At 44.4% G+C, this 26,290-nt stretch carries 28 protein-coding genes; 17 read left to right on the top strand and 11 right to left on the bottom strand.

Annotated elements, in window-relative coordinates; translation table 11 throughout:
* Positions 1–105: 105 nt before the first annotated feature.
* Positions 106–1,665, top strand: coding sequence for an o-succinylbenzoate--CoA ligase (gene menE, locus AR335_RS19045; protein WP_062238818.1), 1,560 nt, complete (start codon positions 106–108; stop codon positions 1,663–1,665).
* Positions 1,666–2,357: 692 nt separating this feature from the next.
* On the opposite strand, the gene AR335_RS19035 is transcribed toward menE, so the two are convergent.
* The 4 genes from AR335_RS19035 to AR335_RS19020 are packed head-to-tail and all read right to left on the bottom strand — an operon-like array spanning position 2,358 to position 5,640.
* Positions 2,358–2,762 (bottom strand): hypothetical protein, encoded by a 405-nt coding sequence (locus AR335_RS19035; RefSeq protein ID WP_062238816.1) that lies wholly within the window; start codon positions 2,760–2,762, stop codon positions 2,358–2,360.
* Between the two features lie 11 nt (positions 2,763–2,773).
* Positions 2,774–3,301 (bottom strand): NAD(P)H-dependent oxidoreductase, encoded by a 528-nt coding sequence (locus tag AR335_RS19030; protein WP_062238815.1) that lies wholly within the window; start codon positions 3,299–3,301, stop codon positions 2,774–2,776.
* A 34-nt stretch (positions 3,302–3,335) separates the two neighbouring features.
* Positions 3,336–4,958, bottom strand: coding sequence for a DHA2 family efflux MFS transporter permease subunit (locus AR335_RS19025; protein ID WP_062238814.1), 1,623 nt, complete (start codon positions 4,956–4,958; stop codon positions 3,336–3,338).
* Positions 4,959–5,001: 43 nt separating this feature from the next.
* Entirely contained in the window at positions 5,002–5,640 is a 639-nt protein-coding gene (locus AR335_RS19020) for an HlyD family efflux transporter periplasmic adaptor subunit (RefSeq protein ID WP_053355820.1), read from the bottom strand.
* Between the two features lie 234 nt (positions 5,641–5,874).
* On the opposite strand from AR335_RS19020, the gene AR335_RS19015 reads away from it, so the two are divergent.
* The 7 genes from AR335_RS19015 to AR335_RS18985 all read left to right on the top strand — a co-directional run bounded on the left by AR335_RS19015 (position 5,875) and on the right by AR335_RS18985 (position 11,334).
* Entirely contained in the window at positions 5,875–6,324 is a 450-nt protein-coding gene (locus AR335_RS19015) for a MarR family winged helix-turn-helix transcriptional regulator (RefSeq protein ID WP_062238811.1), read from the top strand.
* A 55-nt stretch (positions 6,325–6,379) separates the two neighbouring features.
* Positions 6,380–6,799, top strand: a complete 420-nt coding sequence (locus AR335_RS19010) for a MarR family winged helix-turn-helix transcriptional regulator (RefSeq protein WP_062238810.1) — start codon at positions 6,380–6,382, stop codon at positions 6,797–6,799.
* Between the two features lie 103 nt (positions 6,800–6,902).
* Entirely contained in the window at positions 6,903–7,610 is a 708-nt protein-coding gene (gene pssA, locus AR335_RS19005; protein WP_062238809.1) for a CDP-diacylglycerol--serine O-phosphatidyltransferase, read from the top strand.
* A gap of 579 nt (positions 7,611–8,189) precedes the next feature.
* Positions 8,190–8,810: a TetR/AcrR family transcriptional regulator gene (locus AR335_RS19000; protein WP_053355816.1), complete on the top strand. Its 621-nt coding sequence runs from the start codon at positions 8,190–8,192 to the stop codon at positions 8,808–8,810.
* A gap of 16 nt (positions 8,811–8,826) precedes the next feature.
* The gene (locus tag AR335_RS18995) at positions 8,827–9,720 is read left to right on the top strand and encodes an ABC transporter ATP-binding protein (RefSeq protein ID WP_062238807.1); all 894 of its coding nucleotides are present in this window, start codon (positions 8,827–8,829) and stop codon (positions 9,718–9,720) included.
* Positions 9,717–10,514: an ABC transporter permease subunit gene (locus AR335_RS18990; protein ID WP_062238805.1), complete on the top strand. Its 798-nt coding sequence runs from the start codon at positions 9,717–9,719 to the stop codon at positions 10,512–10,514. Before AR335_RS18995 ends, AR335_RS18990 begins: the two co-directional genes overlap by 4 nt.
* Before the next feature lie 25 nt (positions 10,515–10,539).
* The gene (locus AR335_RS18985) at positions 10,540–11,334 is read left to right on the top strand and encodes an ABC transporter permease subunit (protein ID WP_062238803.1); all 795 of its coding nucleotides are present in this window, start codon (positions 10,540–10,542) and stop codon (positions 11,332–11,334) included.
* A gap of 407 nt (positions 11,335–11,741) precedes the next feature.
* Here AR335_RS18985 and AR335_RS18980 read toward each other — a convergent pair whose 3' ends face one another.
* On the bottom strand, positions 11,742–12,035 hold the full coding sequence (locus AR335_RS18980) for a nucleotide pyrophosphohydrolase (RefSeq protein WP_369795856.1): 294 nt from the start codon (positions 12,033–12,035) through the stop codon (positions 11,742–11,744).
* Positions 12,036–12,152: 117 nt separating this feature from the next.
* On the opposite strand from AR335_RS18980, the gene AR335_RS18975 reads away from it, so the two are divergent.
* The gene (locus AR335_RS18975; RefSeq protein WP_062238798.1) at positions 12,153–13,346 is read left to right on the top strand and encodes a class I SAM-dependent rRNA methyltransferase; all 1,194 of its coding nucleotides are present in this window, start codon (positions 12,153–12,155) and stop codon (positions 13,344–13,346) included.
* Here the strand turns inward: AR335_RS18975 and AR335_RS18970 are convergent.
* Entirely contained in the window at positions 13,329–13,631 is a 303-nt protein-coding gene (locus AR335_RS18970; RefSeq protein ID WP_062238796.1) for a hypothetical protein, read from the bottom strand. The two genes, AR335_RS18975 and AR335_RS18970, sit on opposite strands and share 18 nt — an antisense overlap.
* A gap of 58 nt (positions 13,632–13,689) precedes the next feature.
* Positions 13,690–14,988, bottom strand: coding sequence for an esterase-like activity of phytase family protein (locus AR335_RS18965; RefSeq protein ID WP_156419098.1), 1,299 nt, complete (start codon positions 14,986–14,988; stop codon positions 13,690–13,692).
* A 484-nt stretch (positions 14,989–15,472) separates the two neighbouring features.
* On the opposite strand from AR335_RS18965, the gene AR335_RS18960 reads away from it, so the two are divergent.
* From AR335_RS18960 to fdhD, 4 genes are all read left to right on the top strand, one after another.
* Positions 15,473–16,744 carry an L-lactate MFS transporter gene (locus AR335_RS18960; RefSeq protein ID WP_199805111.1) on the top strand — a complete coding sequence of 424 codons (1,272 nt, stop codon included), beginning with the start codon at positions 15,473–15,475 and terminating at the stop codon, positions 16,742–16,744.
* Positions 16,745–16,788: 44 nt separating this feature from the next.
* On the top strand, positions 16,789–17,148 hold the full coding sequence (locus AR335_RS18955) for a DUF2294 domain-containing protein (RefSeq protein WP_053355810.1): 360 nt from the start codon (positions 16,789–16,791) through the stop codon (positions 17,146–17,148).
* A 413-nt stretch (positions 17,149–17,561) separates the two neighbouring features.
* Positions 17,562–19,919 (top strand): FdhF/YdeP family oxidoreductase, encoded by a 2,358-nt coding sequence (locus AR335_RS18950; RefSeq protein ID WP_062238792.1) that lies wholly within the window; start codon positions 17,562–17,564, stop codon positions 19,917–19,919.
* 12 nt (positions 19,920–19,931) lie between these two features.
* Complete coding sequence (fdhD, locus tag AR335_RS18945) at positions 19,932–20,720, top strand: formate dehydrogenase accessory sulfurtransferase FdhD (protein ID WP_062238791.1); 789 nt, start codon at positions 19,932–19,934, stop codon at positions 20,718–20,720.
* Here fdhD and AR335_RS18940 read toward each other — a convergent pair.
* Positions 20,710–21,006 carry a hypothetical protein gene (locus AR335_RS18940; RefSeq protein ID WP_156419097.1) on the bottom strand — a complete coding sequence of 99 codons (297 nt, stop codon included), beginning with the start codon at positions 21,004–21,006 and terminating at the stop codon, positions 20,710–20,712. The genes fdhD and AR335_RS18940 overlap by 11 nt on opposite strands.
* A gap of 224 nt (positions 21,007–21,230) precedes the next feature.
* Between AR335_RS18940 and AR335_RS18935 the strand changes: the two genes are divergently transcribed.
* The 4 genes from AR335_RS18935 (at position 21,231) to AR335_RS18920 (ending at position 24,205) form a co-directional block, all read left to right on the top strand.
* A complete protein-coding gene (locus AR335_RS18935; protein ID WP_062238787.1) occupies positions 21,231–22,163 on the top strand; it encodes an aldo/keto reductase in 933 nt (310 codons plus the stop codon).
* Positions 22,164–22,258: 95 nt separating this feature from the next.
* Complete coding sequence (locus AR335_RS18930; RefSeq protein ID WP_062238785.1) at positions 22,259–22,489, top strand: excisionase family DNA-binding protein; 231 nt, start codon at positions 22,259–22,261, stop codon at positions 22,487–22,489.
* A 134-nt stretch (positions 22,490–22,623) separates the two neighbouring features.
* Positions 22,624–23,877, top strand: a complete 1,254-nt coding sequence (locus AR335_RS18925) for a methyl-accepting chemotaxis protein (RefSeq protein ID WP_062238783.1) — start codon at positions 22,624–22,626, stop codon at positions 23,875–23,877.
* 34 nt (positions 23,878–23,911) lie between these two features.
* The gene (locus AR335_RS18920; protein WP_156419096.1) at positions 23,912–24,205 is read left to right on the top strand and encodes a hypothetical protein; all 294 of its coding nucleotides are present in this window, start codon (positions 23,912–23,914) and stop codon (positions 24,203–24,205) included.
* On the opposite strand, the gene AR335_RS18915 is transcribed toward AR335_RS18920, so the two are convergent.
* The 3 genes from AR335_RS18915 to cidR form a co-directional block, all read right to left on the bottom strand.
* Positions 24,198–24,572 carry a hypothetical protein gene (locus AR335_RS18915; protein ID WP_053355803.1) on the bottom strand — a complete coding sequence of 125 codons (375 nt, stop codon included), beginning with the start codon at positions 24,570–24,572 and terminating at the stop codon, positions 24,198–24,200. The two genes, AR335_RS18920 and AR335_RS18915, sit on opposite strands and share 8 nt — an antisense overlap.
* Complete coding sequence (locus tag AR335_RS18910; RefSeq protein ID WP_062238780.1) at positions 24,569–25,102, bottom strand: acyl-CoA thioesterase; 534 nt, start codon at positions 25,100–25,102, stop codon at positions 24,569–24,571. Before AR335_RS18910 ends, AR335_RS18915 begins: the two co-directional genes overlap by 4 nt.
* A 225-nt stretch (positions 25,103–25,327) precedes the next feature.
* Entirely contained in the window at positions 25,328–26,212 is an 885-nt protein-coding gene (gene cidR / locus AR335_RS18905) for a cidABC operon transcriptional activator CidR (protein WP_062238778.1), read from the bottom strand.
* Positions 26,213–26,290: the final 78 nt, after the last annotated feature.

Genomic DNA, 26,290 nt, shown 5'->3' with positions numbered 1-26,290 from the left:
AACAAGGTTTTTTATCTTATCTGGTGAAATAAATAAGTTAAAGTCACTTCTAAGGATCTTACATATGCATTGTTTCTACTCTAAAAATAATGGGAGGAAGAATGAATGTATCCGACGATTGGAAGGTTATTTGAGCAGACGGTAAGAAAGTATCCAGGTAAAGAGGCGCTGGTCGATCTATCCCGGAGCCAAAGGTGGACGTACGGAGAATGGGATCAGTATGTCAACCGCACGGCACAGGCGTTTCTGGCAGCCGGGGTAAGGAAGGGGGATGTTGTTTCTGTTTTTATGTACAACACGAGTGAACTTGCGACGGTTTACTTCGCTTGTGCAAAAATAGGCGCGGTCATCAATCCCATCAACTTTCGGTTAAAGTCAGGTGAAGTCTCGTACATACTCAACGATTCCAAGCCTGTCCTTTTTATTTATGAAAAAGATCTGGAGCAGCAGGTAAAGGTTCTGTTTGATGAATTTGCGCTTGTCTCCTTCTGGTCGGTCAGCGAGAAGGTTCCGGATCAGGCAGTTCGTTTTCACGATCGGGTTCAAGAAGCTCAAGCCCAGGCGCCGAATGTTGAGTTGGATGAAAACGACTTGTACGCCATCATGTATACGAGCGGAACGACCGGACAGCCGAAGGGCGTGATGCACCGCCACAGAGACATGATCGAGCAAAGTTTGACCTGCATGCAGGCGCTGCAGCTGAGACCATCTGACAGAGGGCTGACAGCAGCCCCGATGTTCCACTGTGCTGAACTGCACTGCGCTTTTTTGCCGCGTGTTCATAATGGATGTACGACAGTGATCATGCATCATTTTGATGCAAAAGAAGTTCTCCAAACGATTCAGGACGAGAAAATTTCCGTCATGTTTGCAGCGCCTACCATGTGGAATATGATGCTGCAGGAAGATCTGTCGCAATACGAGACCTCTTCCATGAGATTTGGGCTTTATGGCGGGGCATCGATGGCACCGGTTCTTGTGCGGGCACTTGGTGAAAAGCTGGGCATTAAGCTTGTACAAGCGTATGGCATGACGGAGATGGGACCGGCTATCGCCTTTTTGTTTGAAGACGAACAGGAGGCTAAAGCAGGTTCGGCGGGTAAAGCCTGCTTTAACCATGAAATTCGTGTCGTGCGTCCGGGAACTCAAGGGCCGTCTGATCCGGAGGACATTCTTCCGCCGGGAGAGGCTGGAGAGATCATCGTCAAGGGGCCGAGTATGATGAAAGGGTACTACAACCGGGAAGAGGCGACAGATCAAGCTGTACATAAAGGCTGGTACCATAGCGGGGATATCGGCTATATGGATGAGGAAGGATACCTTTTCGTTTCTGACCGGATGGACGATATGATCATCAGTGGTGGAGAAAACATCTACCCGCGTGAGGTGGAAGACCTTTTATACGAGCATGAAGGGGTTCTTGATGTCGCTGTGCTGGGAGAGCCGGATGAAAAGTGGGGAGAGCGGGTGACGGCCGTCATCGTGAAAAAAGCAGGAGAGCTGACCGAAGATGCGCTTGATGAATTCTGCAGAAACAGCCATAAGCTGGCAGACTACAAGCGGCCGAGGAAATTTATCTTTGTCGATGAAATGCCAAGAAACGCGAGCGGCAAGATCCAAAAATTCCTGCTGCGTGAAAAGTATACGAACATCTCTGCAAAATAAAAGAAGCCGTTAGAGCTGCGGGAGAAGGGCCTGCTGGATTTTTTGGCTGACATCACCGCGGCTGATGACACCGATTTGCCGTTTTTCTTTGTCTACAGCGGGAAGTTTTTTAAAATAGTGCTTTGCGAGCAGACGCAGTACTTCAAATTTGGCTTGACCACATATACGGAAGGAAAGAAGAAAAAAGTAAAACCTGTATCGCCTTATGGCGGCACAGGTTTTCTATTTTTGTATGGTGAAATGAGGCAGTGGGCTGACTTTTTTATGAAAATGAGGTGTTTTGCAAGTATATGGTAGATTCTCGCAAGTAAAGTCGGCCTTCTCGCAAGTAAATGGTGGATTATTGCAAGTAAAGTCAGTATTTTTGCAAGTAACTCTTGTCGAATCGCAAGTAAAATTCTTTTCTTAAAGTTTACGTTCAAACTCTTCCTGCTTTTTCACCCGTTAATAGCCAGTATCTTTTAAAACTGATGCGCTTCGTTCCGCTCAGAGCCTGAGCGCAGGCAGCAGATCAGCTGGCAGGCGCGCTCCCTCGCCCACGTTTCATATCGTATCATGATCCATCTCATCGTGAGGAGAAACAATATTAGATGAACACTTACACTTTCATAAAAAGTACCTCTTATCGTATAAACTATAAAAATGGATTAAAGAAAAGCCATAGAAGTCATCATTCTATGGCTTTTACCCTGTTAGTTATCGCGTTTTTTATTCATTGATTTTAAAGCACTGCGGTAATCGTTATCTTTCATTGAATGCTTTTCCGTTGTTTCAGCCGGAGGAGCGGCAGGCTTAGCAGGTGTTTTTAACCGCTGCAGAGCATGACGGTACTCCGTGTCACTCATAGCATTCGGGTCTTTCTCTGGTACGTTCTCTTCTATTGCTGGCGATGGTGGAGCCATATTCTCGTGATTTTCCTGGGCAGCGGCAGCTGTTTCTTCTTGTACAGGCTCCTGTATAGGTTTTTTCGCAACCGGAGACTGCATGTTTTCATCTGCTGTATTCGCCTTGCCTTTAGCGGCAAAAGCCCTCGTATTAATAACAATTAAGACTGCAATTAAAATCACGGCGACTACAATAAGTAATATGCCGATCATTTTTCCATCACCTACCGTTCTGTAAATTGCTGTGCAACAAGAGCTACACGCTCTCCCAATGCGCGTCCAAGAGCCTGGTCGTCCTCGGTAATGAGTTCATTCCCTTCAATCGGACAAGTTATTCCCACTCCGTAGTAAGATCCATACAGGGCGTTTTCCGGGACATTACCTGGAAGTCCTGCGATGATCATACCTTGGTGAAGCATTGGAGTAATGAGGTTAAGAAGAGTCGCTTCTAAACCGCCGTGAGTTGTAGCTGTTGTACAGAACACAGCCCCCACTTTGTTGATTAGTTTTCCTTCTGCCCATAGATAGCCAAGCTTGTCGATCCAGCTTTTTAGCCCTGAGCTGATGGTGCCGAAATGTCCTGGGCATCCCCAGATGATCGCATCCATCTTAGGAAGGGAGTAAACATCTGCTTCATCTACATGCTGCAGATAGACATTTGCGCCGTTCACTTGCTGTGCTCCAGCTGCGATGGATTCGGCAAGTGCCTTTGTATGGCCGCCTTCACTATCGTAGACAATACATATATTCATGAAACATTCCTCCAGATTTTAATAGAGTAGGGTGTTAGGATACATTCTTTGGCGCTGGCAACAGCAGTACTTCCTCTTTCTGAGGTACTGGTGCAGCCGCTTCTCTAACCTTGTCTTTTCGGACATCACGGAGAAATAAGCTCAATACGAGACCAATGGCGGAAATAACGGTTGCTATGATGAAGGCATCGTTAATGCCGTTGATGCTGGACTGCTGGCTCGCTTTACCGAAAAGGATTTGAACTGCTTGCTGCTGGGCCTGTGATACAGGAAGATGAAGACTGACCGCTACCTTTTGAACAAAGTCATGGAATGAAGTCATAAAGAATGGATCGGCCGTATTCATGGCTCCTTCCATCTCATTCATATGGAACGTTGTACGGTTCGTAAAGATGGTCGTGATCAAGCTGATACCGATCGAGCCTGATACTTGGCGAAGCGTGTTGGACATGGACGTGCCATGGCTGCTCAAGTGCTTCGGCAGCTGGTTAAGGCCGGCTGTCATAATCGGCATCATCAAGAAGGACATCCCAAACATACGGAACATATAGAGAACCACGATGAATGTGTAGGGGGTATCCATTGTCAGCCTTGTAAAGAAATACGTCGTTATCGTTGTGATCGCCATACCGAAAATGGCAAGTGGACGAGGCCCCAATTTATCAAACAGTGTACCTGAAACAGGTGACATGACCAGCATGATCAAAGCTCCTGGCAGCAACAGCAGTCCGGAATCAAGCGGTGAATATCCCCGGATCGTCTGCAGATAGATCGGAAGCAAGAACATCCCGGAAAACAGACTGATCGTCAAAACGACGTTAATAACGCTTGCTAATGAAAAGATTCCATAGTTGAAAATCCGCATGTCGAGCAGCGGCTTTTCAATACGAAGCTGTCTGATGGTAAAAATCATGAGCAGGACAGCCCCTGCAATCATGGTTGAAAGAACAACCGCATCATCCCAGCCGTCATTTCCTGCTTCACTGAATCCATATAGAAGCAGCGACATACCGGCAAGAGACGTAAAGACGGAAAGACCATCAACCTTAACCTTTTTCGGCGGCTGAATGTCTTTCAGTCTGAAAAAGGCAAAGATTAATACGATGGCGCCCAGCGGTACCATTCCGGTAAAGAGAAGATGCCAGTCATAGTTTTGCACGACAAAGCCAGAAAGCGTAGGACCGACCGCCGGAGCAAACATCATGGCGAGACCAAAGATCCCCATCCCCTTACCCCGGATTTCCGGAGGGAATATAAAGATGATGATGGTCATGACAAGAGGTGCTAATACACCGCCGCCAACGGCCTGGATCAAACGCCCGACTAGCATGACAGGAAATCCCGTTGAAAGCCCGCAGATCAATGAACCTAGCGTAAAGCAGAACATGGCAAACAAAAAGAGGCGGCGGACCGCGAACCGTTCAATCAGAAAGGGCGATAGCGGAATGAGCGCACCATTGACCAGCATGTAGCCTGTCAATAACCATTGAGCTGTATTGGCAGAAACTCCGAATTCTGTGATCAAGTGGGGAATAGCCACGTTCAGCAGTGTCTGGTTCAGGATGGCAAGGAATAACCCGATCATGAGTATGACTAATAAAGGAATGTATCTTTTGATATCGTGTGAGCCTTGAGGCTGTTGAAATTCGCTTGACATTTATTCTTCCTCCTTTCTTAGGAAGTGCAGTTCTAATGATGGATTAGTTTTTAGAAATTTTTACTTCTGCGTTCATACCTGGCAATACTTTATCAGATGAGTTCGTGATTGAAATTTTAACAGGTACAGTTTGCGTTACTTTTGTGTAGTTGCCGTCATCGTTGGATTTAGGCATTAAAGAGAATAAAGAGTTAGTAGCAAAACCGATTTTTTCCACATTTCCGTCAAGAGTGGTTTCATCATCACCATCTACAGTAACGTCAACCTGGTCACCCTCTTCGATATCTTTCAATTCATCTTCTTTAATGTTGGCGATCACGTATAGTTCATCCATGTTGACTTCACTTGCCAGTGTTTGGCCAGCTTGCACCATTTGGTCATTGTTGGCTTGTTTTTTAATGATGGTTCCATCGGCAGGAGTTGTGATGGACATGGATTTTTCAGCACCGGAAATTTTTCCGATTTTATCATCCTTTGTTACCTTCTTGCCTTCTTCCAAGTTCCAATCTGAAAGTTTTCCATCCGTTGGAGCAGTGATGTTGTGAAGTTCACCTGTTACCTTTGCATTGTCCGTCGAAACGTAGTTGTTGTTTTGGAAATAGTAATACGCTCCTCCTGCAATTAAAACGATTACTACTAGAAATGCGATGATGTTGGTCATGAGTAGACGACCTCTAGACATTTAGTTGCCCTCCTTAATTATTAATATTATTTACTGTAGACCATAGCTAACTGTTAATGAGTGATACCTTTGTGAAAGATTTACTTTTTAGAAAAGATACTTTATGATAAAGGTATTTTATAAATAAACACTTTACCACAAAAAGGTTGAAAGGCACAATAAAAATGAATTTTAAATTTTATTGGGTTAATGATACTATCATGATGTAATGCAATAACCCAGAGGGGATCAGTCATGGACCGACAATTACAAGCTCAGATCGAGCTGCTGGACCACATTAAGGATACGTTCTTTCAATTGCGAAGAGCGTTTATTGAAAATCAAATAAAGGAATTTCCGTATAGTTTAACGGCTACCAAGTATGCGGTATTAAAGATGCTGTTTCAGAAACGCAGATGCATGGTTGTGGATATTTCGAACACGATGGGAATGACTTCAGGAGCCACAACGACACTCTTAAACCAGCTGGAGGAAGAACAGCTGATCTATCGTATGCGGGATGAGAAGGATCGGAGAGTGGTCTGGATCGTATTATCGGAAACGGGTGAATCGCTGATTTCTGCTATTGTAGAAAAGCGAAATCACTTCTGGGCAGAGATGCTTTCAACACTGTCAAAGGAAGAGCAAGATGAGTACATTCGATTGTTAAAAAAAATAGAAGCTGGAATTAAAGCCAAAGTTTGATGTGTGCCAATCTATTGCATCATCATTTCCTGCGCTGCAAGCAAGGAGAATCGTTATGAAAAATAGAGAAACTCTTGTTAAGGATCTCGTGACAAACTATAGAAACCAAACAAAGAAAATCCGGGCATGTTTTCATCCTTTGCTAAAGGATTTTATTCCGCTGAATGAATATGCGGCACTAAAGGTTCTTCGCTGCCAAGGTAACCAGATGGTATCGGAAATCGCTGATCAGCTGCAAGTGACGAACAGCCATATTTCCGTAACGAGCGATAAGTTGATCAATCGCGGTCTGGTCACACGTAAGCATAGTGAGCAGGACCGCAGAATCGTTTATTTGTCGATCACGTCAAAAGGAGAGGAACTGGCGGATAAAATGGATGATGTGCTGCAGGATTTCTATGAAGAAACGTTCAGTGAACTTTCAGAAGAAGAAATAGAAATGTTTATCAAGTTATTGAATAAAATAAAAATGTGAAGAAACACTGGGAAAACACCTTTATAAATAGGAAAAGCAATTGTAAATTTCCTAAAATGCATTAGTATTAAAGTGTATAGTTTACATACAAAGGACGTGCTAAATGAAAAAGCATATACCCAATCTGCTTACACTTGGAAATTTATATTGCGGCTTTTTTTCCATCGGCTATATTATAGATGGCGACAGCAAGAACGCCACGATCCTGATCTTTATCGCAATCATGCTTGATGCGGTTGACGGCAGGGTGGCAAGAATTCTTGGCGTAACCAATGAGATGGGGAAGGAACTGGATTCCCTTGCCGATGTCGTTTCTTTCGGTGTCGCACCTGCCTTTTTGGCCGCTCACACCTACTTTGCAGACTTTCATTATATATACGGTGTGGCGATGTCCGGCATTTTTCCTGTGTTCGGTGCCTACCGTTTGGCCCGTTTCAACGTGACCGCTCAGGAAGAGTCGCTGAAACACTTTACAGGGATCCCAATCACACTGGCTGGAGCGATCGTTACCTTTCTCGTGCTGTTTGTAAAAGTAATTCCGTTGGGGGTCTTCATCATCGCCTTTTACGGGCTGGCCGTTCTCATGGTCAGCAGGATTAAAATACCAAGCTTTAAAAACATCAAACTGCCTAAAAACGGTGTGATCGTCACTCTGTTTTTGTTCTACATGTTCTACCTCTTAGCAAAAGCAAGGTTTGAAAAAGTGCCGGTGTTCTTCTACGTTGCACTGGCCATCTATATCCTGTTCATCATCATCCGGTTCATCCGTGTCAAAGAACCGAAGCTTCCGAGGTGGAAACGCGGGAGATGATGTTGAGAGCGCCCATCCTTTTTAGTGAAGGATGGGTGTTTTTTGTTGTGTGCTGCGTGCTTGCTGGCTGGTGTGCGTGCTGTGTGTATCGGCTTTGGTGGATGGTGGGAAATGAATGTGTCAAAACATGTCGAACAGAGTCGTGTATAAACGGTTCGATAATAAAAACTCGGATTTCCATAATAAAATCAGTTTTTCGATAATAAATTGAGCTTTTCGATAATAAATCAGGATTATCAATAATAAGAAAGTTGACTGGGCTTTCATCCATAATATCTCAGGATTTTAGCCCCAAATCTGTAAATAAACCAAAATTACTCCGATCAAACCTCTCAGACAAGCCAGAAAACCATTATTTACTCAACATCATTTATTTTCTGCAAAAAAAGAACCCTAAAACAGGCAAAACTCATACCTATCCTTAAAAACATTTCACTGCTTGCCAACCATAAGGTTCAAACAGCTAAATTTTGTCGAAAAGTTGTGGTTGACCACACTGGTCAATGCGCATATACTGTGATTGACCGAATTGGTCAACGCGACTATATAACGTTATAAATTACGAAAGAAGTGCTGCCTGTGTTTTCGAAATTTTACAATCTGGAAGATGAGAAACAAATTAAAATTTTAAATGCTGCCATCAAGGTTTACGTGCAAAAGGGCTATGACAATGCATCCACCAATGAAATTGTGAAGGAGGCCGGCATATCCAAAGGACTGCTGTTTCACTATTTCAAGAACAAAAAGACCTTGTATCTTTTTTTATTTGATCACTGTATCGAGGTGGTCATGGAAGACTTTTATAAAAAGGTAGTCATGGAGGAAACGGATTTTTTCAAAAGGCTTCACGACATGACGCTTATTAAGATGGAGCTGCTTCATACCTATCCTGACATCTTTCGTTTCTTTGAGAAAGCGATGCTGGAAGAGTCAGACCAAATTCGAAGCGACTTTCAAAGCAGGATTAAAACCTTTACGGCCAGCAGTTCCACTTGGCTTTTTGATGGAATTGACACCTCGAAGTTCCGTGATGACTTGGATCTCTCAAAGGTCATAAAAAGTATGCTGTGGGCATTTGAAGGGCTCAGTGAAGAAATTCTGGCCAAAGCTAAACTCCAAGATCTTGAGGTTGATTATGACGAGGTGTTTGCTGAAGCAGCTGCTTACATTGAAATGTTTAAGAAAGCTTTTTATAAATGAACAGGAGGCTGCAGCCATGAATGTGATTGAGATTAAAAATTTAACGAAAAGATATGGCAATGCCAGGGGAATCGAAGACATCAGCTTTCATGTGGAAGAAGGGGAGATCTTTGGCTTCATCGGTCCGAACGGTGCCGGTAAATCCACAACACTCCGCACGCTGCTGTCCATCATTTATCCAACGAGTGGAAGCGCTGCGATTTTCGGAAAAGACGTCATTAAGTACGGGCCGGAGATCAAAAAGCAGATCGGGTATCTGCCTTCAGAGGTGTTCTACTACGACAAAATGAAAGTGAAGGACCTGCTGAACTATTCAGCCAGCTTCTATAAAAAAGACTGCAAGAAACGGATTCATGAACTCGCAGAAATCATGGATTTAGATCTTAATAAACGAATCGATGACTTGTCCTACGGAAATCGGAAAAAGGTTGGGATTGTTCAAGGCTTACTTCATGAACCGAAGCTGATCATTCTGGACGAACCGACCGGGGGACTGGATCCATTAATGCAGCAAAAGTTCTTTGATCTCTTGAAAGAGGAGAATAAAAAGGGAGCGACCATTCTGTTTTCCTCGCACATCCTGAGTGAAGTGCAGAAGATGTGTGACCGGGTTGCCATCATTAAAGAAGGAAAGCTCATTACGGTTGAGAAGATCAGCACCCTTCAGGAAAACAACCATAAGAAGATTAGAATTGAGACAAAACAGCTGGTGGATGCTGGATGTTTTGCAGTGGATGGCGTCACCAACATTGAGAGTGATGATCATAAGATCAGCTTCTTATACAGTGGCAACATTAACTTGATCATGAAAAAGCTTGCGGAAATTGAACTGTCGAACGTTTGGGTGGATGAGCCAGACCTTGAGGAAATCTTTCTTCATTATTATGAGAAGGAGGATGGTTCAAGGTGAATATCTTCTTGCATGAGCTTAAGGTGAACCGTAAGTCCATGCTGATCTGGGCATTTGCGCTAGCGGCAGTCACGGTGCTCTTTTTCTCGATCTACCCATCGGTTGAAAAAGATGGAGATCAGTTTATTAAGGTCCTTCAAAATTATCCGGAAGGTGTGTTGAAGGCGTTAGGCGTGCAGATCAACACGATCACGTCACTCCTTGGATTTTACTCGTATTTCTTTTTATATGTGATGCTGTGCGGTGCCATTCAGGCGATGAACCTTGGAACCGGGATTTTATCCAAGGAAGTCAGCGGGAAGACAGCAGAGTTTATTCTCACGAAGCCAGTGACGAGAGCGCAGATCATCACCGCAAAGCTGCTGGCTGTACTTTGTACGTTAATTTTCACGAATGTCATTTTTATTGCCGTTTCATACAGTATGGCGTTTGCAGTAGCAACAGCAGATTTTAACGAAAAAACTTTCTTCTTTATGTCAGCGGCAAACTTTTTTGTACAGCTCGTGTTTGCGTCGCTTGGTTTTCTCGTATCCTCAGCTTTTTCAAGGATCAGATCAGTACTGCCGCTCTCGCTAGGTACGGTCTTTGCTTTCTTTATCCTCAGCATGTTCGGCTCTGTCATAGGGGATAAAGCGATTCGCTATATTACACCGTTTAAATATTTTGATCTGTCATATATTATGAAGCATTCCTCTTATGAGCCGGTTTATATCAGTATTGGAGCTGCCCTCGTCATGGTGGCGATCGCGGCCAGTTATGTGCTGTTTACGAAAAAGGACATCCATGCGGCCTAGCAGGATAAGGAAGAGGTGATAAACGATGAACATCTTTTGGAGAGAGTTGAAATACAGCCGTAAGTCCATGATTTGGTGGTGCGTCGGCATTCTCTTTATGGTGGTTTCAGGAATGAGCAAGTATGGGACCATGAAAAGTTCCGGTCAGTCTGTGAACGAGATTTTTGCTGCGATGCCTAAATCGCTTCAGGCCATATTTGGGTTAAGCTCACTGGATTTATCAACCTCCATGGGATTTTACGGCATGCTGTTTTCGTATCTTGTCTTGATGGCAACTATCCATGCCGTCATGCTCGGCGCCAATATTATCGCAAAAGAAGAGCGTGACAAGACGTCAGAGTTTCTGATGGTCAAACCAGTATCCCGAACACAAATTATATCATCGAAGCTTGCAGCATCCATTGTACTGCTTGTGATCTTCAATCTCGTGACCTATGTTTTTTCAGTTGCGATGGTGATGCACTATGACTCCACAGCAAATACAAGTGAGATTGGGAAATTGATGGCTGGATTGTTTTTGCTGCAGCTCTTATTCCTGGCGATCGGAATGGCCATCGCATCGGTCAGCAAACGGCCGAAGTTGGCTGCGTCCATTGCTACAGGCTTCCTTATCATCACGTATATTCTGTCCATCGTCATTGAACTGAACGACAAGCTGGAAGCTCTTAAATACATTACGCCGTTTAAATACTTTGAGGCGAAGAACCTGATAGGGAATAGCGGATTTGATGGTGTGTTTGTCGCACTGTCGGCTGTGATTATTGTGACAGGAATTATGCTCACGTATGTTTCTTATCGAAAGAGAGATTTAAGGATTTAAATAAAATGCGTATTAAGAGACTCCTGAAAATGGGGCCTCTTTTTTGGTGGTAACTCATTGGGGATGTCGAGGAAGATATGAATGCCATGCTTTCTTAATGTCAGTGTATAGGAATCCTAAACATTTGTTTAGAAGGAGTCAGGCTCCAAGAAATCACAATTTAACAAACTTAAGCCCGAGGAGATCCCTCGGGCTTAGGTTTGTGCAAAAACTCAATATATTTACGCTTCCTTTTTTTAGATATGATGAACTTCACAGTAATCACAATTGCTGGATATTACAATATGAAATTAGCAAGAGAGAAGCACCATGTAGATTCAACCACGTACTTATCTGCAGTTGGTTCCAGCCCTTCCTGTCACTTTTGGTTCTTACGGCGGCAGTTTTGGAGATTACCCATGGGGCGTTTATTTTACTGGATACTTTACCGAATTCTTCTCCATCTTGTTACGTACAATCTCGTTTACATCCACATCAAGCCTGTCCGCCAGCTGAAGGGAGTAGATGATTACGTCAGCCAATTCATCTTTAATGTCTTCCAGGTTCTCATCAACCGCTTCCTGGCTTTCTTTCCACTGAAAGTTTTCCAGCAGTTCAGCCGCCTCCAGTGAAATAGAAAGGGCAAGGTCTTTTGGATTATGATGAGGGCCCCAATTTCGTTCGTCCCGGAATTTTCGGATTTCATCTATTAAATGCTGCATGATATCGTTGGCTCCTTTATAGGTATTAATGATTTCTTTTACGATAAGTATTATAATGACAGAACGTGAAGAAGAAATATAATGATTTGATAAAATTTGATCAATGAATTGGGTGGAATGATGAGTACAGCTCGTGTAAAAATAAAATCTTCCGATAAGAGCATCAAAGGAGGATCGCCCCTGATCGTAAGCGATGCCGTCTCTTACGTGGACAAAGGTCTGGCAGAAGGGACAATCATTGAGGTTATTGATGAAAGCGGCAAATTTATCGGCAAAGGCTATTATGGCAAGCAGAATAAAGGACTGGGATGGATTTTAACCCGCAAGCCGCAGGAAAACATCGACCAGGATTTTTTCGAAAAGAAAATAAAGGCGGCCATCGAAAGCCGGCAGAGGTTGTTTGATAATCCGCTGACCACAGCATTCAGGGTGTTTAACGGTGAAGGTGACGGCATCGGCGGTGTAACGATGGATTATTTTGACGGCTACTACGTCATCAACTGGTACAGCGAGGGCATTTATCAATTTAAAGAATTTGTTCTGCAGTCGCTTAGAAATCTGACTGATTTTAAAGGAATCTATGAGAAGAAGCGGTTTGCTGAAAAAGGAACGTACATTGAGGACGATGACTTCATCGAAGGAGAACGGGCTCAGTTTCCGCTCATCGTTCAGGAAAACGGCATTCATTTTGCTACATACTTAAATGAAAGTGCGATGGTCGGTGTTTTCCTGGATCAACGAGAAGTCCGGAAAGCCATCCGGGACAAGTATTCAGAAGGCAAAAGAGTATTGAACACATTTTCGTATACCGGTGCTTTTTCTGTGGCAGCCGCATTAGGAGGAGCCGTGAAAACGACGAGCGTGGATCTGGCCAACCGAAGCCGAAGCAAGACGCAGGAACAGTTCAGCATCAACGGAATCGATTACGAGTCACAAGACATCATCGTCGAGGACGTATTTAACTATTTCAAATATGCGGTTAGAAAAAAGCTGCTGTTTGATCTGGTGATCCTTGATCCGCCGAGCTTTGCGCGATCCAAGAAACATACGTTCAGCGCAGGGAAAGATTATCCGGCTCTGTTAGAACAGGCCATTGCCATCACCGAAAAGAATGGTGTGATCGTCGCTTCGTCCAACTGCAGCACGTTTGGCATGAGCAAGTTCAAAGGCTTTATTGAAAAAGCGTTCCGCCAGACCGGAGGCAAGTATAAAATCCTTGAAGAACACAGTCTGCCTGAAGACTTTAAGACGATTAAAGAGTTTAAAGAAGGAGATTATCTTAAAGTCGTTATTCTAAAAAAACTGCCATAATATAAAAGGGGCTGTCCTGAAAGTCAAAAATTGACCTTCAGGCAGCTCCTTTTTCGCGCAAAAAATCTCCAATGAAAAGTTGATTATAGTGGAAGGTGCGAGATCCTCGAAAATGAAAATCACATTTTCTTCGTGCGATGCACCGCTGCCGCAGCGTTCCTTGTCCTGCGGGACTAGCGTGACAGGTGAGACTCCCGCAGGCGCTTGCGCCAAAAAGTAGGCGTTCACGCTGGTAGGGCTCACCGCACGCCCCGCGGAAAGCGAGCGGCCTGAAACGGAAATCAACGGCTTCCAGACTTCTAGGACAGCCCCTTTTTTAGATTACGGTAATGGTAACGTTTTTTCAGGGTAAACGGAACAGCCAAAGTTCTGTTTTCCTATTCGAATCTTCCATTCCAAAGTCGTTGTCATTAATGACAGCCAATTTTTTGCCCTGAACTAACGAAATACCCTCAGCTTTTTCATAAGGATAATCGTAATTTAAAAGATTCAAAACTTCTTCCTTAGCAACAGTTTTAATTCCCGCAGCTTTTATACCTTTTGCGTTCATTTGTTCGAGCGTTTTTCCTTTATCGTTGTCCTTTCCTAAGATATTTGTTGCACCTTGAACATTTATTTTATATATTTTCTTCAATTTCGCTTTTTTTCCTATTTCTGAATCTCTTTCGTCGACAAGCAGATTATGTTCATTAATAGCATAAAGATCAGAGACTCCAATATCTTTTTGCTCAAATCCCAACCTTTGTCCATTAGCAGTAATGTATGCATATCCTGCTATTACCTTTGAATTTTTTAAATTTATTTTTAGAATCCGAACTACTCTCGAATTTTCACCAGGGTTTGACAGTGCACTTTGTGTCATCGTGAAAAGATAACGTCCATCTGGAGTAATCGTCACGCTTTCGAATCCTTTATTTTCCATGCGCTTTGTTAGAACACTTGGCAAACTCGCTTTTATAGGAATCAGAGGTGCGTTTTTAAATTTAGACTCCATCCCAGACGGTATTAACCGTTTTACAAGGGTACCATCTTTTTTTATCTGGACCAGACTTGGCCGGTATTCATCACTTAACCAAAACGTTTTATCTGTAGGATTGTAAGCAAGCCCTTCAGTATCTAAACCATAGGGATCATATGACAAAACACTTTTTCCCTTCGCATCATATGGTGCTTCATCAGATTTTTTGAAATTAGGCAAACCTGTAATAAAGGAGTTTCCCGTTACTGGATCTGATCCTTTTGGTAACTTTAATTTAATTTGTTCTAATATTTTCATTTTCCCTTTAGAAATTTCAATTTTATACACTGCAGGAGTATACATTGGTATTGGGAAGGTTCTCCGTTCTTCACTATTTACTGTCAATTTTCCATTGGGGCCCCGGTCGGACGAAGAATAAAAAATGTTATCAGGATCACCTGGCAAATGCAGGAGAGAAGATCCCATAGCCGCATGGATACCTTTAGATAAATTTGGCGGATTTTCTAAAGGATATTTTCCAATAAGTTTAACAGAAGGGGTCGAAGTACTCTTCTTTTCTTTATTGCCCTCTTGCTGCTTATTGGTAGATGGTCTGGAGCATGCGAATATTGCTATGCATATGATCGAGATTACAACAACTTTAAGAAACATAAATTTTTTCATCCTGGACACCTTTTTCTTTTGTTAATTTTCTTTCTTATAATGGGCAATTAAAACTGTATTATAAGTTGATTTGATAAATTTTTTTCACTTGAGATTGACTTCCGGCTATAGATGAAGCACCGCCTGGATATAAGGACTTTGACAAAGGGGCAGCAAAAAAAGTTTGTCATTGATCATGGCGTGGTAAAAAACTGACATAATTTTTATATGGACACTTGACTGACCCATTTAATTCCATTACTATTAAGATTGAAAAAATTTGAATATTCCGCGAACGTAAAGTTAAGGAATCATTTGGCAAGGAACAGCGAACCTGTCTCCTGTTAAAAGGATTCTTCTGTAAGCGCTTCGAAAAACCGGATAGGTTATACCACAGCGAACCTGTGATTTGCTGCCGCCGCAATCTTTTTTCTTATAGTTGCTATGTAACTATGGGTTGAGTTTGTGGCGGTTTTTTATTTACATAAAAGAGGAGAGGGTTATGATGAGCAAGGTCAAAAATCGATGGTTGATCGCACTGTCGGGAGTGGGAATTCATATTTCCATCGGCTCGGTTTATGCGTGGAGCAATTTTACGACTCCATTAAGTGAGAAGTTTAAGTGGACGGCAAGTGAGGTGCAGCTGACGTTCAGTCTGGCAATCTTGTTTTTGGGGCTGTCTGCGGCCTTTTTGGGCCATTTTGTTGAAAAGCACGGGCCAAGAAAGGCTGGTATACTGGCTGCTGTCTTTTTTGGAGTCGGTGTGTCTGGCTCTGGCCTCGCCGTACAGCTGGGATCATTGCCGCTATTGTATGTTTTTTATGGAGCACTTGGCGGAATCGGCCTAGGAGTCGGTTATATTGCACCTGTCTCCACTTTAGTAAAATGGTTTCCTGACCGCAGGGGGCTGGCAACGGGGCTTGCCATCATGGGGTTTGGCTTCGCGGCTGCGATCAGCTCTCCGATCATGGACAGTCTGATTAAATCAGTTGGGATCGCCAACACGTTTTATATTCTCGGAATCTCTTATTTTATCGTGATGCTGGTCTCGTCCCTTTACCTGGAAAAACCGAAGGAAGGCTGGGCTCCAGAAGGCTATCAGGAGAAGGTGGACAGCGGGAAAGCTACTGTAGCACAGGACTTGTCACAGCTGACGGCCAATGAGGCGATTAAAACAAAACGTTTCTACTATCTCTGGCTAATGCTGTTCATTAACGTGACCTGCGGCATCGCCATTCTGTCAGCAGCTAAACCGCTCGCTCAGGAAAGTATAGGGATGACCACCGCAGAAGCGGCAGCGCTGGTTGGTGTTTTAGGCTTATTTAACGGATTTGGCCGAATTGGCTGGGCATCTGTTTCTGACTATATCGGCAGGACCAATACATACACCACGTTCTTCGTGCTGCAGATCGTCCTGTTCTTTTTGCTTCCGAACGTTACAACCACAATCGTCTTTGAAATCATGCTTGCTATCGTATATACCTGCTATGGCGGAGGCTTTGCTTCCATTCCGGCGTATATCGGTGATTTATTTGGAACGAAACAGCTCGGTGCCATCCATGGCTACATTCTAACAGCATGGGCAGCCGCGGGATTGGCGGGTCCGCTGTTTGCCGCCTGGGTGAAGGATACGACAGGCAGTTACGCAGAAAGCCTTACCTTCTTCGCTGCCCTGTTTATTGTGGCGCTTATCGTTTCTTTCCTTGCACGGCTGGATATTCGCAGGCTTAAAAGGGAGAAGGGAACGGACGAACAGTTGCGCGTTGAGCATTTCTGATTTATAATTTTATAAGCAAAATGCAAAAATAAAGGTTGTCGTTTATGAATAATTATGAAGCAGAATTCAGTAACCTGGTAAGAGCTTTTCGTAAGCGCCATATGGGGAAAGGTCCCCGGCAGATCAAAACGACCTTTTGTAAAAACTGGGCCATTTGTGAAATGGAAGGCAATCTATCACCGGTCGAGAAGTTTATCTCAGGCTCTAATGAGGGCAAGCAGATGCTTCGTTCGGCCCGCACCGAGATGGTGAAGGACATGTACAAAAAGAACCATCCGGTGGAAATGGAAGAATTGCTGGGCGCAACGTTTCTGGAGCTTTTCGTAGATATTGATATCGAAAAAGACTTCGGGATGTCCATCTTTGTTTTTGACGAAAATATTCAAGAGAAATTTAAAAAATAAGAACCATCTGTGTTGGCACTTGGCAGCGTTCCTGTTAAAGACTACCACCGCGGTTCCCGGTTTCGCGTAATCGGGTCCCCGGTGGTTTTTGTTTTTTTCAGGGTTGTGAGGGTATTTCGATCATGCAGACGATTGAGGGGAAATGAATGCGTCTAATCTTGTCGATGAGTGTCGAGTGCGAACTGTTCGATAATAAAGGCTGCGTTTTCGATAATAAAAAATTTGGCAGGGAGATTTGCAGGCGAAATCCCTTTTTTCAGAAAATATATCCCTGCAGAAGGGCTGTTATAAGCTCAGTTCAACGGGCGCCGAGCAAATTTACTCAAAATCATTGGTTTTTTTGTAAGAAATAACACTGGAAAACCATAAAAATCAACTCAAAATTCCATAAAGAGGAAAAGGAGTGCATGAGCATGGGAAAAACAAAGCATCAAGGACCGATTAAACTCCCTAAGAGCCCTGCTCCCAAACATTGGGTCAGCCCGGTTCCTTTCGGGCTGGGAAAAATTAAACCGGGACATATCCGCGATACGATGAAGGTAGCATGGGAAAACCGCGATAATCTTTTTTATGCCGGACGCATTCTGACACAGGGTGTGTGTGACGGCTGTGCGCTTGGCGTTTCAGGGCTGTACGACCAAACCCTTGCCGGACCGCATGTTTGTACAACACGGCTGAACGTTCTCCGCTTAAACACGATGCCGGCTATGAAAGAGGAGCTCGTCCATGCTGACATTGATGAGCTGCGCAAATACTCAAGCGCCGAACTGAGAAAGCTCGGCCGAATTCCTTATCCGCTCATCCGCCGAAAAGGTGAGCGGAAATTTTCCCGTATCACATGGGATAATGCCATGAATTTAATTGCGGACAAGATGAAGAAACTGAATCCAAAGCAGGTGTCGTTCTTCCTCACCTCAAGGGGAATCACAAACGAATCGTATTATGTAGCGGCAAAGGTTGCTCGCTATTTAGGCGTGAATAACATTGATAACGCTTCCCGCATCTGCCACTCCCCTTCCAAAACGGCGCTGAAGCGTTCTGTCGGAATAGGGGCTTCCAGCTGCAATTACCAGGACTGGATCGGCTCGGATGTTATCGTCTTTTGGGGCTCGGTCGCGGCAAACAACCAGCCCGTCTCTACAAAGTACATGTATGCAGCAAAGCGCAAAGGAACCAAGATCATCTGCATCAATCCGTACCGTGAACCGTCGATGGAGAAATACTGGATTCCGTCGATTGGAGAGTCGGCTTTGTTCGGCACAAAGCTTGCCGATGATTTTTATCAGGTAAACATTGGCGGAGATATTGCCTTCATGCACGGTATCATGAAGCATTGGTTTGAGATGGAGGAGAAAGAACACGGTTCTGCCATCGACCATCGGTTTGTAAAAGAACATGTGAATGGCTACGAGGAATTAAAGGCAAAGGTTCAGGAGCAAAGCTGGGAAGCCATTGAGGAATCATCAGGCGTCAGCAAGGATCGTATTTATGAACTCGCAGAGCTTCTCGCCAAAAGCAAATCCGGTGTTTTTGTCTGGTCATTGGGCTTAACGATGCATACATTCGCTTCTGACAACATCTCGCAGGTTGCTAATCTTGCGCTGTTAAGAGGGTTTCTGGGGCGTAAACATTGCGGACTAATGCCGATCCGAGGACACTCCAGTGTTCAAGGTTCTGGGGAGATGGGAGCTGATCCATTCGTTCTTCCCGGCGGTGATTTTGAACCAAAAAATATCGAGCGTATCCAAAAGCTGTGGGGCTTTGACATTCCGAAATGGCAAGGAGACGTTCTAGGTGTTTCTCTTGAGAATATCCTTCTGCCTGAAGATCATGAACGGAAAATTAAAATGTATTACCTGTCAGGCGGCAATTTCCTTGAAACGATGCCGGATCCCGATTTTGTAGAGCGGGCCCTGTCATCGCTTGAACTTCGTGTGCATCAGGATATCATCTTTAACACGTCTACAATGGTGGATGCAGAAGAAGCGGTCATCGTACTTCCTGCAAAAACACGCTACGAGCAGGAGGATGGAGGCACATCGACCTCAACAGAACGCATGGTGTATTTTTCGCCTGAAATTCAAGGAAACAGCCAGCAGGTGGAGGAAGCCCGTACGGAGTGGAAAATCTATATCGACCTCGCCAAGCGTGTAAAACCTGAGAATGCCCATTTGGTAAATTTTAAGAATGGCCAGGAGATCCGCAGCGAGATTGCCATCGCCAACCCGAATTATGAAGGTATACAGCATTTAAAAGAGCGAGGTGATGTTTTCCAATGGGGAGGGGCATGGCTCTGCGAAGACGGCATCTGCCCGACACCGGATGGCAGAGGGAATTTAATCCCGGTTGATATTCCAGACCTGCAGAAGGGTAAAGGTATGTATTATGTGACGACGAGAAGAGGGAAGCAGTTCAACTCGATGGTCTACAACGAATCCGATCCGTTTAACGGCGCAGAGCGTTATGATGTGCTGATGAACGGGGAGGATGCGAAGGAACTTTCCATTGAAGAGGGAGAAACCATCGTTGTTTACAACCAGCACGGTGTTTTCCAGGGCCGGGCAAAATTTATCGACATTACCAAAGGAAACCTTGAAGTGCATTTCCCAGAAGGAAACTTCCTTTTGCCCAAAGGCGTTTACGAGGAATTCTCCAAGATGCCGAGCTATAATGTAGCGGTTAAAGTGGAAAAAGCGGATCGGTTCAACGCCCGCAAGGATATAAAGTATCTGGAGAAGCAGATTCCTGATCTGGAAACAGAGATCAGCTAAAAAGGAGCAGTTATGAAACACAAGGTCATGAAAAGTATCAGCATTGTCAAATATGATGGCGAATCATTTCAGGAAATACAGGATCATGTCGCGACCGAATACGCCTTAACCATCTTTGTAAACGATGATGAGTTCGCCACCATGGTCTGCACCCCGACCTATATGGAGGATCTGGTCACAGGCTTCCTGGCGTCAGAAGGAGTGATCCGCCTGCCGCGTGAAATCGAATCGCTATCGATTGATGAAGACCGGGGCTTTGCGTATGTACAGCTACTGGATAAGAAGCCTGTCACGAATCAGCTTCAATCCAAACGGTTTATCGGTTCCTGCTGCGGAAAAAGCAGACAGTTTTATTTTCAGAGCGATGTGAAAAACGCCAAAACGATCATGTCCAAAGCAACCATTCAGGCGGAGCAATGCATTTCGCTCATGAAGTCCATGCAGAAAAGCTCAGATGACTTTCACTCTACTGGTGGCCTGCACAATGCTGCCCTTTGCACGAATGATGAGTTATTAATTTCGCGTTCTGATATCGGGCGCCATAATGCACTCGATAAAATATACGGACATTGTTTAAAAAACAAGATTTCGCTGGGGGACAAAGTGATTGCCTTCAGCGGAAGAATTTCTTCAGAAGTGCTGCTGAAGGTGTCCAAGATTGGCGCGGGGATCATTTTATCCAAGTCAGCTCCAACCACGCTGGCGCTTGAACTCGCGAATGACCTCGGCATTACTGCAGTTGGATTCATCCGCGGCAGCCGGTTGAACGTGTACACGCACCCCGAGAGAATTATTTTGTAATGCAGGAAGGGGGCTGTCCTGAAAGTCGAAAATTGACCTTCAGCAGCTCCTTTTTGGCTTGAAAATCTTCAATGAAAAGTTGATTGAAGTGGAAGGTGCGAGACTCCTCGAAAATGAACTTCACATTTTCTTCGTGCGATAAAAAGCTGCCGGAGCCTTCCTTGTCCTGCGGGACTAGCGTGACAGGTGAGACTCCCGCAGGCGCTAGCTCCAAAAAGTAGGCGTTCACGCCGGTAAGGCTCACCGCAGGCCCCGCGGAAAGCGAGCACCCTGGAACGGAAATCAACAGCTTACAGACTTCTTGGACAGCCCCTTTTTTGCTAAAGAGGGGAGTAAACAGCAAAGTCTGCCCTTCAATTTTATGTTCAAAAACCCCATTTATTTTCAAATTGTCGAATTGGGACGGAATTCAACCCGAGAAACGCACTCAAGAGCACCCCAAATCCAAATTCTTTTGGACAAGCGTTTTGCTACGATAGAACCAACAAAAGATAAGGAGTTGAGCAGCACATGGCGAAACAAACAAGACTCGGAAAGACAGATCTATTGGTAAACCCGATTGGACTTGGTACGAATGCGGTAGGGGGACATAATCTCTATCCCAATCTGGATGAGGAAGCTGGAAAAGAATTGGTGCGACGGGCGTTGGATATCGGCATTAACTTTTTGGATACAGCTTATATTTATGGACCTGAGCGCTCAGAGGAACTGATCGGACAGGTGTTAAAAGAAACGGGAAGCCGTGATAAAGCGGTACTAGCCACAAAAGGAGCTCATAAATTTGTCGGAAAGGAAGTCGTTTTCGATAACTCGCCTGCATTCTTAAAAGAAGCGGTAGAAGGAAGCTTGAAGCGCCTGCAGACCGACTATATCGACTTGTTTTATATACATTTTCCGGATGAAGACACTCCGAAGGAAGAAGCGGTGGGAGCCTTAAAGGAGCTGAAGGATCAAGGAAAGATTAAGGCGATTGGTGTTTCTAATTTTTCCATCGAACAATTGAAGCAAGCCAACGTTGACGGCTATGTGGATGTTTTTCAGGGAGAGTATAACCTGTTGCAGCGTGACGCTGAAAATGAACTGCTTCCTTATACATCGGATAAAGGTATTTCGTTCGTTCCTTATTTCCCGCTTGCCTCCGGTTTGTTGGCTGGCAAGTATGACAAGGATACAAAGTTTGATGATCTTCGTGCGAAAATGCCTCACTTCCAAGGTGAAAATTTTGTTCGCAATTTAAAGAAGGTCGACCAAATCCGTAAAATAGCGGATGCAAAGAATGCGGAGGTTGCTCATGTTGTCTTGGCATGGTATTTAACGCAGCCTTCAATCGACACCATCATTCCGGGAGCCAAACGTGCCGATCAAGTAAGCAACAACTTAAAGACGCTCGATGTGCAGCTTTCAGAAGAGGAAATTCAAGAGATCGGAAGGATTTTCTCTTAATAACAGCCCTTGAAGAAAAACCGCAATGGGTGGATAATAGGGGAGATATGGTGCTGTAAGGCTTGTGAAAATGGCAGCACGGAAAAGGTGAACCCATGTATCTCTCGCTAAAAGAAACGGCAGAATTTCTTGATCTGCCGGAATCCTATATTGAAAGTTTGATTCAGCAAAAAAAGATTCGTGCCTTTTATGACGGCAGCGAGTATCTGATTAATAAAGAGCAGTTTAACTCCCACCTCGAACAGATGGAAAAATACAAGAAACTGGTGGAAGAGTATATGAACGAGCCGATCCCTGAAGACTGGGATGCGAAAGACGAAGACTGATGAAAAACCTTGAACAGCATCCGCAGATGCGTTCAAGGTTTTTTGTTATAAAATAGTGCAAAGTTCCTGGGAAAAACCGATATAACTAGTAATAAATGTAAACTAGTTCAATAAAAATGAGAGGAACTAAGACCATGAGTTTGATGCACTATATTTTTCGTACTTTGATTATTGTTCTGCCTGCAACCTGTCTGGCCGGGGCTGCTGTCAGCTACGGAAACGGTCTTCAGGGACAGGCATTCTTTTACACTACCCTGTTCACTTCCTTAATGGGACTGGCTGTAGGGATTCTATCCGCGTGTTTGAATCATAAGCGGTTTCTTGCACCAATGAATCCGATCAACAACTACCTTCATGACTTGGCAAAGGGCAGTATGGGAAGCCGATTGAAGGAGGAGGAACTGGGTCAGCTGAAGTCCATTGCAGTGAGCATTAATCATACGGTGGATTCCTGGGCACATGTGTTAACAGTGATTCAGAAGGCATCTAAATCGATCAATGAGTACTCCAATCATCTATCACATGGTGTCAGGCAAACAACGGGGGCAGCAGAACAGATCTCCGGAACGATGGAAGAGGCGGCCAAGGGAGCAGAGCATCAGGTGTACAGCGTTTCAGAAGCAGCTGGCCTCATCCGGCAGGTGACAGAGAGCCTTCAGCATGTTGACCAAAGTGCGCAGCGTGTTTCCAGCAGCATTCATGACACACTTGATAAAGCGAATATGGGAACTCAGTCCATCGGATCGGCGGAACAGCAGATGAACGCGATCTTCACGAATGTAAGTGAGTTGTCCAACACGGTAAAAGGGCTCGGAGACCGCTCCAGTGAGATCGGAAATATCGTGGAAGTGATCAAAGGAATTGCTGAACAGACAAACCTGCTGGCATTAAATGCGGCTATTGAAGCGGCAAGGGCAGGAGAGCACGGAAAAGGCTTCGCCGTCGTAGCAAGCGAAGTAAGAAAGCTTGCCGAACAGTCCGGAGAAGCAACTCAGCAGATCAGTGACATCATTTTTCATATTATAAATGAAACCGCTCAGGTAGTACAGACGATGGATCTTGTCAATGCAGAGGTCAGCGAAGGAATTGGTGTTATGAATGACGCAGGATCCTCCTTCAAACAGATTCAGAACTCCATTCAGTCTGTAACTGAACATATCAGCCAAGTATCAGGTGCAGTACACGGAGTTTCTGCCGGAAATGAACAGGCGGTTTCGTCTATGGACACGATTTCAGCCATTGCTGCTGAAACAGCCAAGTCTTCTCAGCAAGTGCTGGCTGCTACACAAGAACAGTTAGCTTCGATTGAAGAGATGTCAGCCTATACGGCTTCACTCGATGAACTTGCGAAAGAAATGGAAGAACTCACTCATACCTTTACTATGTAGTGAAAAAGGGGCTGTCCAAGAAGTCTGTAAGTTGTTGATTTCCGTTCCAGGGTGCTCGCTTTCCGCGGGGCGTGCGGTGAGCCTTACCGGCGTGAACGCCTACTTTTTGGCGCTAGCGCCTGCGGGAGTCTCACCTGTCACGCTAGTCCCGCAGGACAAGGAAGGCTCCGGCAGCTTTTTATCGCACGAAGAAAATGTGAAGTTCATTTTCGAGGAGTCTCGCACCTTCCATTTCAATCAACTTTTCATTGGAGATTTTCAAGCCAAAAAGGAGCTGCTGAAGGTCAATTTTCGACTTTCAGGACAGCCCCTTTTTATGATTAGCTGATGATCGCGGATGTCCCTACTAATGATTCCGGAGTTCTTCCGAGTGCCAGAAGGCTGATCTTGGCATAGCCGGCATTGGGGCAGCTGGAGATGGTTTTTCGCAGTGCCTCGATGTCTGTATCTGATAAAAGTTTTTCAATCTCACTTTTATAGAGGCGGATGACGGACCCTTGAACAAACTCAGGGGAATAGCGTCTGCAATCTTCATTCATTATAAGACAGCCCATGTATTGATATTTAAACTGAAGTGCACGAGTCAGATTGATGATGTGCACCCATTTTTCATAAAGAGAAGGGTACGTGCGTTCAAGGTTTTCTAAGGACTCTTTTGCTTCTTTCAATTCACTGTGGCTGCATAACGTAATCATACTAATGCTCCTTCCTGCTGCCAAGGTTTTCTTAGTGTAATAACCTCAGCCAACTCCTTGCTTCGTGCTCTGCGGATCTTGCGCATTTCTGCACGGTCTTTCGCAGTATCAAAAAGGAATTTTTCTTCTTCTGTTTCAGGGATGACTGCCGGTACTTCAACCGGACGTTTGTCTTCACCTAAAGCAACAAAGGTCAAAAAGGCTGTAGCTGCGATTCTTCGTTCCCCAGTGATAATATCTTCAGCGATAACTTTACAGAAAATCTCCATAGAGCTTTTTCCTGTATAGGATACGAAAGACTCAATGCATACTGAATCGGTCTGATGAATCGGATGCAAGAAATCAATCGAATCGGTTGATGCTGTTACACATGTTTTTACACGTGCATGGCGTCGTGCCGATAATGAGGCGGCACTGTCGAGTTTTTTCATCAAAACTCCGCCAAACAATGTGTTGTAATTATTCAAGTCACAGGATAAAACCTGATCTGTATTTATAATGCGGCTTTCGCTCGTTTTTTTAGCTTCCAAAAGTATCTCCCTTTCTCGTGTTACACCCTTTTTATATCGGGACGCTTTGTCGTTTTGCGTTTCCCTCTTACAGGTACCAAGTGTACGCCTCCAAGAAAAGGAAGTAAAATTGTTATTTTTCATCATTTACATAGACGAAATCTATGTAAATGCTTTCAGATATACAGAAAAGGCATAGATGATTAAATGCAAAAGGCGGCTCTCCTTCGAGAACCGCCCCGTTATTTACTCTTCTGATAATTGTTCTTTTGCGTAGCTGAGCCACTCTTTCGCAGCAAAAGATAAATACTGATCTTTGTTCCAAATCAGGGCGAGATGCCAGCTGATGGAAGGATTGACGACTTTAATCGCACGCACTTCATCCGTCAGATGCCGGCAGATGCTCTCGGGCAGCAGGGAGACCCCTAATTTACACACGACCATCTCCTCGATAAAGGACCATTGTGAGCTTTCTGACGTAATGTGCGGACTGAATCCAGCCTGATTGCAGGAGGAGATGATGCGGTCATGGAGGACGAAATCTTTGTTAAAAAGGATAAATGATTCCTCTCTTAGCTCAGCTAAATTTATTTCGTCCCGGACAGCAAGCGGATGGTCAGGATGGATGATGAGCCGCAAGTCCTCTTCCATAAAAGCAAAATGCTGAAACATATCGTTGTTTGTCGGAAGCACGACAACCCCGATATCCAGTTGAAGGCTTGCCACTTCTTCTTCGATTTTTTTTGATCCGTCTTCCATAAGCTCGAAGGTAATGTGGGGATATCTGTCATGAAAACTGCCGATCAGTTTTGGGAAAAGGCGGGGATCAAAAATCGGAGGAAGCCCGATTCGAATATGCCCTTTTTTTAATCCGAGCAGGTTGTCCAGCTCCATCTCCAGGTTGTTGAATGCTTTATCGACCAGCTTGGCCTGGTCGAATATGGTCTGGCCGGCATCCGTAAGTGTCAGTCCTTTTCGTGAGCGGTCAAAAAGTACAACCCCAAGCTCATCCTCCAGATTCTTGATCATCTTGCTGATGGTTGGCTGGGTGATGAAAAGGGCATCAGCCGCCCGTGTAAAGCTGTTATATTTTGCCACTTCAATAAAATACTGTAATTGTTTAATATCCACGAATGCACCTGCTTGTCCGGTCTTTTTTTGTAGTGTATCACGAGATCTGAATAAAAACCAAAACATGGCTTAGGTGCA

Origin of the sequence: Fictibacillus sp. FJAT-27399 (assembly GCF_001510655.1) — a bacterium.
Classification (GTDB): Bacteria; Bacillota; Bacilli; order Bacillales; family Fictibacillaceae; genus Fictibacillus_C; species Fictibacillus_C marinisediminis.
This window is presented reverse-complemented; position numbering and strand designations above follow the sequence as displayed.

Coding starts and splice junctions, on each gene's coding strand:
- menE (WP_062238818.1), top strand. CDS start 106: ATGTATCCGACGATTGGAAGGTTATTTGAGCAGACGGTAAGAAAGTAT.
- AR335_RS19035 (WP_062238816.1), bottom strand. CDS start 2,762: ATGATCGGCATATTACTTATTGTAGTCGCCGTGATTTTAATTGCAGTC.
- AR335_RS19030 (WP_062238815.1), bottom strand. CDS start 3,301: ATGAATATATGTATTGTCTACGATAGTGAAGGCGGCCATACAAAGGCA.
- AR335_RS19025 (WP_062238814.1), bottom strand. CDS start 4,958: ATGTCAAGCGAATTTCAACAGCCTCAAGGCTCACACGATATCAAAAGA.
- AR335_RS19020 (WP_053355820.1), bottom strand. CDS start 5,640: ATGTCTAGAGGTCGTCTACTCATGACCAACATCATCGCATTTCTAGTA.
- AR335_RS19015 (WP_062238811.1), top strand. CDS start 5,875: ATGGACCGACAATTACAAGCTCAGATCGAGCTGCTGGACCACATTAAG.
- AR335_RS19010 (WP_062238810.1), top strand. CDS start 6,380: ATGAAAAATAGAGAAACTCTTGTTAAGGATCTCGTGACAAACTATAGA.
- pssA (WP_062238809.1), top strand. CDS start 6,903: ATGAAAAAGCATATACCCAATCTGCTTACACTTGGAAATTTATATTGC.
- AR335_RS18995 (WP_062238807.1), top strand. CDS start 8,827: ATGAATGTGATTGAGATTAAAAATTTAACGAAAAGATATGGCAATGCC.
- AR335_RS18985 (WP_062238803.1), top strand. CDS start 10,540: ATGAACATCTTTTGGAGAGAGTTGAAATACAGCCGTAAGTCCATGATT.
- AR335_RS18980 (WP_369795856.1), bottom strand. CDS start 12,035: ATGCAGCATTTAATAGATGAAATCCGAAAATTCCGGGACGAACGAAAT.
- AR335_RS18975 (WP_062238798.1), top strand. CDS start 12,153: ATGATGAGTACAGCTCGTGTAAAAATAAAATCTTCCGATAAGAGCATC.
- AR335_RS18965 (WP_156419098.1), bottom strand. CDS start 14,988: ATGAAAAAATTTATGTTTCTTAAAGTTGTTGTAATCTCGATCATATGC.
- AR335_RS18960 (WP_199805111.1), top strand. CDS start 15,473: ATGAGCAAGGTCAAAAATCGATGGTTGATCGCACTGTCGGGAGTGGGA.
- AR335_RS18955 (WP_053355810.1), top strand. CDS start 16,789: ATGAATAATTATGAAGCAGAATTCAGTAACCTGGTAAGAGCTTTTCGT.
- AR335_RS18950 (WP_062238792.1), top strand. CDS start 17,562: ATGGGAAAAACAAAGCATCAAGGACCGATTAAACTCCCTAAGAGCCCT.
- fdhD (WP_062238791.1), top strand. CDS start 19,932: ATGAAACACAAGGTCATGAAAAGTATCAGCATTGTCAAATATGATGGC.
- AR335_RS18935 (WP_062238787.1), top strand. CDS start 21,231: ATGGCGAAACAAACAAGACTCGGAAAGACAGATCTATTGGTAAACCCG.
- AR335_RS18930 (WP_062238785.1), top strand. CDS start 22,259: ATGTATCTCTCGCTAAAAGAAACGGCAGAATTTCTTGATCTGCCGGAA.
- AR335_RS18925 (WP_062238783.1), top strand. CDS start 22,624: ATGAGTTTGATGCACTATATTTTTCGTACTTTGATTATTGTTCTGCCT.
- AR335_RS18915 (WP_053355803.1), bottom strand. CDS start 24,572: ATGATTACGTTATGCAGCCACAGTGAATTGAAAGAAGCAAAAGAGTCC.